Consider the following 9,025-nt stretch of genomic DNA (forward strand, 5'->3'; position numbering starts at 1 on the left):
CTCATCGACTCGAGTGTTCATGTGGCCGACCGGATTAACCGAACCGGTAACATCTTAATACTCTCACCACTGGAAAGCACGGGAGCCAACAATGCCCGCGTGCACTTCACATCGCCAGCTGACATTGCAGTTTTTGTCACTAACAACCCAGCAGAGCGCGTTCGATTGCTTGATAACGCACTTCAATCTTGGCCAGCTTGGACGACAATTCTCACGACCAAAGCACAGCCATTCGCCGATGTAACAGATATTGATCTGGAGGCGGCGCCGCTTGACGTCGCTATTTTAGATAAGGGAATAAGTATAACTGAACTTGGTGAGACGCTCATTCGTGTCTTGGACGAACAGCAGACGAGCAACTCGCGGCTAACCGTTGGATTTGATATTCTCAGCGCACTGCTTCGTCTATTTGATACTGAGACGGCATTCAAGTTTGTTCACGTCCTGAACTCACGGTTGGCAAACATGGATGCGCTCACCCACTACTACCTGAATCCGAGCGCACAGCCCGAGTCGGAGATCAATGTTCTCAAAGAACTATTTGACCTGCATATTCAGGCAAAGGGCTCGCGATTTACCACCCTGTAGCAGGAGACTCAGTCAGTCACGCGAACTATACTGGTTCGTGTAGTCGGCCGGACTGTCGACATATGTATAGTCAACACCTGTTGTCACAAGTTCTCCAGAGGAGCCATCGCAGATCTCATCAAGAACTGTTTGAACACGATCCTGTGCATCTTCGGACCCACGTTCACGGCTCAAATATACCCGGAGGCGCTTCTCCAGCTCAGGGCACCGGAGTTCTGGTAGTACTGCTTCGGCTAGCTTCGCGGTCTCCTCGTCGACATCGTTTAAAGCCGAGAGCAGGCAGTCAATTACTTCGGATCGATATCGATCACCAGTAATGCGGGTCAACAACCAGATCGCTGTCTGCCGGTACCGCCGCCGTGTCCCGTCTGTAGCGATATCAAGTAGTGCCGGGACTGTTGCCTGCACGTCTGTTCGGGCCAGCTCATCGACAACGGTCCCGCGAATAAGTTCAAGCTCCTCCGAGGAGGCTGTCGTAAGCAACTCTAGCAAAGAGAGCATTGCTGCCTGCTGGACAGTTGATGAGTTATCATCAAGAGCATCAACAAGGACCACAACCGGTTTCACTGAGCCAAACTGTCCGAGTTCATCAACCGCAGTGAGTCGAAGCGTCTCCTCATCTGCCTGAGTTATGGGGACTAACTCTGCAAGCGCGCGATCAGTCCCAATGGCCCCCAGCGCGTTAGCGGCAGCTTCCCGCACCTGTTGCCGGTCATCTGAGAGGCGCTCACTTAGTGGTGAGACAGCTCGCAGGTCTGACAGTCGCCCACACGCCTGTGCTGCTCGTGTGCGAACACGAGGAGCCGGGTCAGTTAACGCCCGAACCAGATCCGGAACGGCCGCCGTCGCACCACGCTCGCCGAGTGCCGTCGCCGCGACCATTCGGAATTCAAGCCGGTCAGCTGATAACCACTCAGTGAGCAGCCCCGTCACAGTTCGCTCAGTTGCCTCCGAGAGCTCCATCTCAGCGAGTTCCGCGACCAGATAGTCGAACGCTTCTTCACCCCGCTGATACAGCGCGTCGATCGCAGCCGCTCGAACGCTGTCGTCTTCATCTGTTTTAACAGCGCTGACCAGTGCTTTGGCAGCCTGACGTCGCTCGTTGGAATCCGGGATTTCTGAAATGTTCCCTAACATTGTGGCCGCTCGCCGTCGAACGTAGGTCTTTTTGCTCCGTTTTAGATGTGCGATTAGCTTCTGAACTTCTGATTCCCGTTCGAGTTTATACAGGAACGTCTCGTTATCATCAGATTCGTCGTTGAGCATCTATGCAGCCCCCGTGCTGTTGTCGGTAACTTCATCGCGGTTCTATTTACTATTAAACATATTGCCGCAATACTGACTCAGCATGACCGCCAGTCCACCCAGTAGCTGCTATCCGACAACGTGCCGAAGATTGACGCCGTCGAAACAGAATCGAACAGGCGGATTTATGTCTAGAAGGGAGATGATGGGTAAAGACGAGATGTGATACGAAAGAATCGTTGTGAAGGAAGCCGGATATCTCAGTTCAACCACTGATTCGGAACCGTCGGACATCCGCGATAGGGGCGGCCACGGTTGGAGAATTGGCCTCAAGACACTGGTATGGGACGCAGTACAAGAAAATAGCAATCCAAGTGACTACGAGCCAAAGACTCACCCCGCAACGATTCACTATGACCTCAACGCGTGGGATTTTGTTATTGAGTATTTGATTGAGGAGGGACATAGAACGCGCGTAATTTATCCACCCTTCGAGGTGTGTTCGGTGTCCAGGGAACATCGTAGTTGACTCCAAGCCCCGACGTTAGCGTAATTACGACTTGTACAATTAGTCGTAACAGATATGCCTGATAACAGCGGAAACGGTGGGGTATTCGCCCGACCAATACCCCCTTTAGTAACGGAAAATAAAGCAATCGTAATGCGTATTGAATCGACCGCCGGAAACGAGCACAAAGTCTGGCTCACCGACAGTGAAATCGAGGACCTCCGTCAGGCCACCAACAGCCAACGCGACGAGATCGTCATTCAGCTCGGGGCGTTTGTCGGCCTGCGCGCCTTCGAGATCCCACAGGTCCGCCCTGTCGATGTCAAGGAAACCGAGAGCAAGCAATACCGGCTGCGTGTCCAAGACGGGAAAGACACCAGTGGCAACGGTGGAAAGCCTCGCGATGCGTTCCTCCCAGATCGCGTCGAGCGTGACCTCCAGCGTTTCCAGAACGAGCACAATATCGCTCCCAAGGACCCCTTCATCGATCTGACCCAACCTGGTGTCCGGGCCGTGGTTCGACGGACTGCCGAACGCGCAGCTGAGACAACTGGCGACAAGGACTTCCAGAAAGTGAGTACCCACGACCTCCGCCGCCGATTCGCTCAGCGCCTGCTTGTCGACGAACAAATGAATCCACGCGTCGTGATGGCCGTCGGCGGCTGGGATTCATTCGCCACCATCGAGCCCTACCTGAACGCCCCAAGCGAGGATGTTATCGATGAAGCATTTGCAGAACTCGAACTGTGAGAAGTTCCGCTACCGATAGCTTTCGTGAGTTACACCGAGAATGGTTCCGAAGTGGCTGTCGCCGGCGAGAACAGGCTCATCATGCTCTATAGCGGTTGCAGCGATTGCCGCGTCTCCTTTGCCAATACCTGGCCCTTCACCGTCATCCGCATCAGCCATCTGTTCACTGAGGAGCCGACCGGCGCGACGGGAGATGCTTGGGGTCATATCGATCAGTGGATACGAGTCAAGCACGGCTTCTACCGTCTGACGTTCTTCACTGGTATTCGCGATCTTCCCAACGCCAATGTACAATTCCAAGACTGTCATTGATGGAATCACCAATGGAACGTTCGCTGCTTCGAGCTCCCGTTTCTTCTCGACGGCCGCTTCGACACCGTCGATGATATCCAAAATGAAGCTCGTATCGACAATCATTCGAATCGCTCCGCGACATCTCGAACCTCGTCGCGGTCGTCCTCGTTAGCCTGCTCGATGGCGTCCCGCATCTCGGTCACCTGGTCCGCGTCGAACACGCCGCGTAGGTCACTAAGTGAGTGTCCACCGATAAGCCGCTCCACGGCGTCACTAAACGACTCGTCATCACGCTTCCTCCAACCCGATGTCCAAACCTTTGTTGCCAAGATAGATACTGCGGCTGGGGTTTCCGAAGCAGACCTCGAAACTCTCGACGAGGTCAAAGGGGTCACCCCACTTGTGGAAACGGACGACAAAACAGTCTACGAACTCCATGTTGAGCTCGCGGACACGCCGTTTACTTCGATCGACGATGGCCGCTCTGGGGTCGCAAAGATGAAATCGACGACCATAACGCCGGACGGCTGGCGTGAGACGAAGGTGTTCAAAGACCACGTGACGTTCAACGAATTCCGTATGATGATGGAAGAGAACGGAGTTTCACTTGACCTCATCTCTATTGCGCCCAACTCCCCCGAATCCGATGACCTCCACCAAGATGGATTGACTGAACGCCAGCGCGAGGCGCTATCACTTGCCGTCTCCCGTGGATATTATGAGAGCCCACGGCAAGTCACAGTGGAGGAACTCGCCGAGGAATTAGGTATCTCACAGCCCTCTCTCTCTCCGCGCTCCTCCGTCGCGGTGAGCGCCAACTCTTGACCTCCTCACTCGACACCCCCGGTATATAAACACCCTTTCCAGATAGCATCAACGTCTCACCCGGCGTGGGCCTCTGTTCTAGCGATGTCAGTCGACTTTGGTTCCGAACTAGATGAACAAGTTGCGATCGTCACTGGTGCGTCCTCCGGGATTGGGGAAGCAACAGCGAAAGCCCTCGCAGCACGTGGCGCAAGCGTTGTTGTCGCGGCACGGCGCGAAACCGAACTACAGGAGCTTCAAGCTCAGATTGAGGCGGAAGATGGGGATGCACTCGTCGTCCCGACAGATATTACGAGTGACGACGACATTGACGCGCTCGTTGATGCGACACTTGACGAATACGGGCGAATAGACATTCTGGTGAACAACGCAGGGTATATGCCACTGACGCATATCGGGGATGCAGACCGCGAGACCCTCCAAACAACCATCGATGTCAATCTCCGGGGGCTCATCACACTCACGCACGCCGTCATCCCAACGATGCGCGAACAAGAGAGTGGACACGTCGTCAATCTCTCCTCGGTCGCCGGCCGGTTCCTGATAGAGAACGGATCGCACTACAATGCGGCGAAAGCCGGTGTGAAAATATTTGGCGATTCACTCCGCCTAGACGTTGCTGCAGAGGGCATCAGAGTGGCGACGATCGAGCCGGGGTCGGTCGCCACAGAACTTCTTGAGGACATCCCCAACGAGGAGATCCAGCAGGAAATCAAACAGTACACTGGGTCAATGCGTTCACTCCGTCCCGAAGATATCGCCCGGACGATTACCTTCGTCGTGTCGAAACCGGAACACATGGATATCAATGAAATCCTCGTCCGGCCGACTGACCAAGTCCAGCCCTAACTCGAAGAGGGTTCGATTCTCATGGTCTGTTTCGCTGTCCTTCATAAGCAGGGACTGATCACTAGATCAGGCTGGTTACAACCGGTTGACTCTTGGCGTCACACCCGTTGTGAGGGTTGGAGTTGCTGTGGTCGCTCCGTTCGTGTTACGACCACTCACTACACTCCTGCAAAGATGGGGTCGCTCCCGGTTCCTGCAGCTAGCAGACAGCGGCGTCGGCAGCGACAGGGCACGTGCCACCGCGTCTAACAGCGTCGATTCAGTGCCGATTCACGTCGTGGTTGGTGCGTGTCACAGGGTTAGGGCGACGACTCCACCACAACGGGTGTGACGCCACCCGTCGTGGCTTTGTGATCACTGTTCTCCAGCAGGTCGAGGCCGATGTAGCGTTTCTCAAGCAACCCCTCGGCAGTCTCCATATCCATCGCGAGGAGTTCGGTCTTGGTCTGGTCCCGTCCGACCTGTCGCGTCTTTTCGACGATATCGTCGCCGCCAATCTCGACCAGTTTCTCCCAGACGCGCTTGATCGTCTGGCGATGTGGTTCCTTGCCGAGCTTAGCCGTTATGGCCGTCTGCAGGTCGGCTTTCGTCATGAACACGCCGCTGCCGTCGGTTCGTTTCGTGGCAAATTCCGGCCACCGTTTGGCGATACTGATGGCGCGGTAGGTGTTCTGGCGGTTCGACCGCTCGACGAACATGGTCTTGACCTTTGACTGCCGGCAGTTCGCGAAGAAATCCAGCGGCGAACTACTGGGTTCGATACCCTCAGGCAGTCCCTCAGCGTCTTCTTGCTGGTCGGGGTCGGCTTCGAGTTGTTGTGCTTTGGCGATGGCACTCTTTGCAACGTCGTGGGTGGTCTCTTGCTTGTCTTCGACTTCGTCGAGGCGCTGTTCGTTCGTCGCGGCGTTGCCGACTGCTGTGGTGGCAACGTCGTGGGTCTGTTCAAGCTCTGCTTCGAGATCCTCGACGCGCTTCTGGAGGTCATCGATGGTCCCAACCAGTAGTGCAAGAACACTCGAAACGGGGGGTGACACCTCGTCTTCGAGCTGGGCAACGAGTGACTGCAGGTCGTCGGTGTCCGGACTCTCTTGTCCAATATCCATGCCAAGCTCATCGGCGAGCGCTTGATCGGTGGCTGTGCTATCGGTCCCGCTGTCATCTTCGGAGGTCGTTTGTCGTGGCATCGTGACCACAGTGCCCGTGCCTGGAATCGAACCAGGCAGTGCCGACCACGGCACGGGCTCTCGGTGACGCAGTCAGCGCTATCTGCGGGCAGTTAGTGCGGTTGCCTCGTGGCAACCCCGGGCCATCCGGTGGCTCTGCCACGTGGCAACTCTGGGGAGACCACCCACTGTCATGGGTCAGCCCCCATTGCTTGTTCTGTGGCAGTAACACCGGCAGCCGACTCACACCGGAGCGGGTGCTCGTCGACGCCGTGGTCCGCAAGATCAACGCCGTAGTGGTTGCCGTGGCCCGTCATCGCTCGACCACCGCCCGCCGCTCGATGACGACATCGTGGGCGCAGTCACCGCGGCAGTACTGGTCGTAGTAGTTCTCGACGGTCGGGAAGTCGGCCGTCCACTCGGTGTAGTGTTCCAGATCCCCGACCGTGTAGCGGAGTCGCCACTGGGTCGTGTCTGGTGGCGCTGTCTCGGTCGCAGTCCCCGGCGATGGGTTAGCGCGGGCCATCAGTGCTCACCTCCCTCGAAGGACCCAGGACGGCTGCTGTCGCGTTCCACCAGCGCACAATCTGTGAGCGGAACCGTGAATGACATCAGTTCGTCAGTCCGACCGATGGCCGCAGCCAGCTGCTGGCGCGTGGCTGTGTCGGGTTCGGACGCTTGCAGCCGTTGGAGCGTCTCGGTTGCAAGGTCTGCCAGCAAGACGCCGGTCACGTGGTCGTCAGCGATGGTACTGACCAGCAATAGCGGGTCGCTGTCGGTGGTCGTGATGGCGACGATCTCGCCGACGCTTGGTTGAGGCGTCATCGGCCCACCTCCTGGGAGGGGAATGTACGGCCCGCAGTACTCGCCAAATCACCCAACAGCATACTTGAATCCCAAGAGATATTGGTACCGATTCTATACCGGTTAGTTGGGTTCTGGTTCCCGTTCGATCCCATCCTGTTCCACCCCACCCCATTCCACCCCAAACTCATCGAATGGTCTGGGATCGGAACCAGAACCTGTCGTCGCGGATGACGACTCCCATAGGTGTGTCGCACACCACTTCCCCCCAACAGCGACCCACCTTTCTGCTGCTGGAATCGACTATGACGAGACGTAGTCCACCGCCGGCTTGCGATGCTGCGACTATCGAAAGCGTTTTTGCTGGGACTCGTCCGATGCTTCGATGGGTTCTGGGTCCCACGCAGCATCCTCACAGGACTCATCCGGTCTCCCGAATAGCCCGGGACTAGAACCCGTCGCCGACGTTGGCGACGCTGAATGGGTTGTGACAGGCCATTTGCCCATGGCTGTCGCCCATTCTGCTGCTGGCAGCGATACCAGCGGCTTCATGAATGCCCGCCAGCGCGGCATAGAATTGGATAAAAATTATCAACCCCGTCACTTGTATTGCATGATAGGTGCTGCCCCGCGCTCCATGTTTCCCCGAACCTCGCTTGTCTGAGTGAATGTGTTGGGTGCAGGACCTGTCGTCGGGAACGGCGACTATGGGTGGTGCGTGGCACGCCGCTTTACCCTAGCTGCCACACACCGTTCTGGCGCTGAGGACACGGAAGTTATTCAGCCGTGACTGTCGTCTGTCGCTGGCCGGTGACTCGGGGCTGCTGTCTCAGTAACTCGACAGTCGACACAGGGATATCCAAGTACGCTTGAGAGGCGCTCGTGGCGGGGGCAAGTCGACGGTGGCCCTGTGGAGTTTCGCTGGATATTCACGTCCACCTAATTGTGGCAAGGCCAGAGCCCCCGTTTCCGAGCGTTTCGAGCTATCTCCTGTCCCAAATATAAATCGTAAATTACATTTATACTTGTCACTTACATGGCGAGTGCCAGCACAAAGCAGAGTACTTTGTACTGGAATATTGTCAGAGGCATACGAGACGGTTCGCCGCCACGGTCGGCGGCGGACCGGTTCACGAGGCGAACTATGTTGCTTGTACTGAGAGTAACATTTATTGATGAGTTCTGTGTTTCCTCGGAGGGGGTGCCAGTCGGTAATCACCTGCCCCGTGATCACGTCCCTCTGACAGCATCGCCCGACTGGGACCCCAGTTTGAGTTGCCGTTTGGCGACCCTCTATCGATTGGCGGGGCATCATTTGTCACCCCTGACAGCGATGTGGCGGGCCTTCGGACACAGGCTCGTGAGTGTGTCTACTTGGCGCTGGAGTAACTGTCTGCCAGCGTCAGTCAGCGTATATTTGTTCGTGCGAGCGTCGAGTTCCTCACGGGTGAGGAGGTCCTCGTTGGCGAGCTGGTCGAGATTCTGGTAGAGGCGGCTGTGATTGATCGGGTCGGCGTAGCGCTCGTCGAGATAGTCCTTGAGTGCAAGGCCATATGGGTCGTCCTCGACGGCGGCGATGGCTTCGAGCAGATCGCGCTGGAAGCCCGTGAGGTCGTAGTGGCTCGTCATTGGTCGCCTCCGGTGTATGCATCTGGCTCGGACTGGGAAAGGACATGGGAAGAGTCTGGGGCGCGCGTGAACGGAAGTCGAACCAATGGCAACTACGCAATCCAATCCACAAGAACGTACCGGCCTCCCGTATGGGACCACTCTCATCGGGACTGATACCAACAGTCACGAGCACCGCTTCGCTGGTGCGGTGACCGATCACCGCGTGTTCATCTGCGACGCCGACGAGGTCTTGGAGATTCACGATCTCGATCACCTCGCCGCGGAAGGTGTGCTCGAACGGCACTGTCTAGTTCTGAATCTCCTCAGCTGGCGTTCGTCCGTCGAGTGCTTGGTTCGGTCGTTCGTGGTTGTAGTGGTGTCTGAAGCG

At 56.7% G+C, this 9,025-nt stretch carries 12 protein-coding genes and 1 pseudogene; 4 read left to right on the top strand and 9 right to left on the bottom strand.

Annotated features, from left to right (window positions below; translation table 11 throughout):
• Positions 1 to 21: 21 nt before the first annotated feature.
• Entirely contained in the window at positions 22 to 588 is a 567-nt protein-coding gene (locus C444_RS07840; protein ID WP_239641271.1) for a DUF7504 family protein, read from the top strand.
• Positions 589 to 600: 12 nt separating this feature from the next.
• Here C444_RS07840 and C444_RS07845 read toward each other — a convergent pair whose 3' ends face one another.
• On the bottom strand, positions 601 to 1,854 hold the full coding sequence (locus C444_RS07845) for a HEAT repeat domain-containing protein (RefSeq protein ID WP_004592132.1): 1,254 nt from the start codon (positions 1,852 to 1,854) through the stop codon (positions 601 to 603).
• Positions 1,855 to 2,494: 640 nt separating this feature from the next.
• On the opposite strand from C444_RS07845, the gene C444_RS07850 reads away from it, so the two are divergent.
• Positions 2,495 to 3,091 carry a site-specific integrase gene (locus C444_RS07850; protein WP_004592134.1) on the top strand — a complete coding sequence of 199 codons (597 nt, stop codon included), beginning with the start codon at positions 2,495 to 2,497 and terminating at the stop codon, positions 3,089 to 3,091.
• A 9-nt stretch (positions 3,092 to 3,100) separates the two neighbouring features.
• On the opposite strand, the gene C444_RS07855 is transcribed toward C444_RS07850, so the two are convergent.
• Positions 3,101 to 3,508, bottom strand: a complete 408-nt coding sequence (locus tag C444_RS07855; RefSeq protein WP_004592136.1) for a PIN domain-containing protein — start codon at positions 3,506 to 3,508, stop codon at positions 3,101 to 3,103.
• Positions 3,505 to 3,717, bottom strand: coding sequence for an antitoxin VapB family protein (locus C444_RS07860; protein ID WP_049909282.1), 213 nt, complete (start codon positions 3,715 to 3,717; stop codon positions 3,505 to 3,507). Before C444_RS07860 ends, C444_RS07855 begins: the two co-directional genes overlap by 4 nt.
• A gap of 166 nt (positions 3,718 to 3,883) precedes the next feature.
• Between C444_RS07860 and C444_RS22680 the strand changes: the two genes are divergently transcribed.
• Both C444_RS22680 and C444_RS07870 read left to right on the top strand, forming a co-directional pair.
• A complete protein-coding gene (locus tag C444_RS22680) occupies positions 3,884 to 4,210 on the top strand; it encodes a helix-turn-helix domain-containing protein (RefSeq protein WP_239641272.1) in 327 nt (108 codons plus the stop codon).
• A gap of 84 nt (positions 4,211 to 4,294) precedes the next feature.
• On the top strand, positions 4,295 to 5,059 hold the full coding sequence (locus C444_RS07870; RefSeq protein ID WP_004592140.1) for an SDR family oxidoreductase: 765 nt from the start codon (positions 4,295 to 4,297) through the stop codon (positions 5,057 to 5,059).
• A gap of 299 nt (positions 5,060 to 5,358) precedes the next feature.
• Here C444_RS07870 and C444_RS07875 read toward each other — a convergent pair whose 3' ends face one another.
• The 6 genes and pseudogenes from C444_RS07875 to C444_RS21730 form a co-directional block, all read right to left on the bottom strand.
• Positions 5,359 to 6,243 carry a hypothetical protein gene (locus tag C444_RS07875; RefSeq protein ID WP_004592142.1) on the bottom strand — a complete coding sequence of 295 codons (885 nt, stop codon included), beginning with the start codon at positions 6,241 to 6,243 and terminating at the stop codon, positions 5,359 to 5,361.
• Positions 6,244 to 6,413: 170 nt separating this feature from the next.
• Positions 6,414 to 6,539: a hypothetical protein gene (locus tag C444_RS22935; protein WP_268238787.1), complete on the bottom strand. Its 126-nt coding sequence runs from the start codon at positions 6,537 to 6,539 to the stop codon at positions 6,414 to 6,416.
• Positions 6,536 to 6,748, bottom strand: a complete 213-nt coding sequence (locus C444_RS07880) for a hypothetical protein (protein ID WP_004592144.1) — start codon at positions 6,746 to 6,748, stop codon at positions 6,536 to 6,538. The genes C444_RS22935 and C444_RS07880 overlap by 4 nt, the downstream gene beginning before the upstream one ends.
• On the bottom strand, positions 6,748 to 7,047 hold the full coding sequence (locus C444_RS07885; RefSeq protein ID WP_004592147.1) for a hypothetical protein: 300 nt from the start codon (positions 7,045 to 7,047) through the stop codon (positions 6,748 to 6,750). The genes C444_RS07880 and C444_RS07885 overlap by 1 nt, the downstream gene beginning before the upstream one ends.
• 1,290 nt (positions 7,048 to 8,337) lie before the next feature.
• Entirely contained in the window at positions 8,338 to 8,655 is a 318-nt protein-coding gene (locus C444_RS07890) for a PadR family transcriptional regulator (RefSeq protein ID WP_004592149.1), read from the bottom strand.
• 289 nt (positions 8,656 to 8,944) lie between these two features.
• Positions 8,945 to 9,025, bottom strand: a pseudogene (locus tag C444_RS21730) (IS6 family transposase); the annotation flags it as partial.

The sequence above is a fragment of the Haloarcula japonica DSM 6131 genome (genome assembly GCF_000336635.1).
Lineage (GTDB): Archaea > Halobacteriota > Halobacteria > Halobacteriales > Haloarculaceae > Haloarcula > Haloarcula japonica.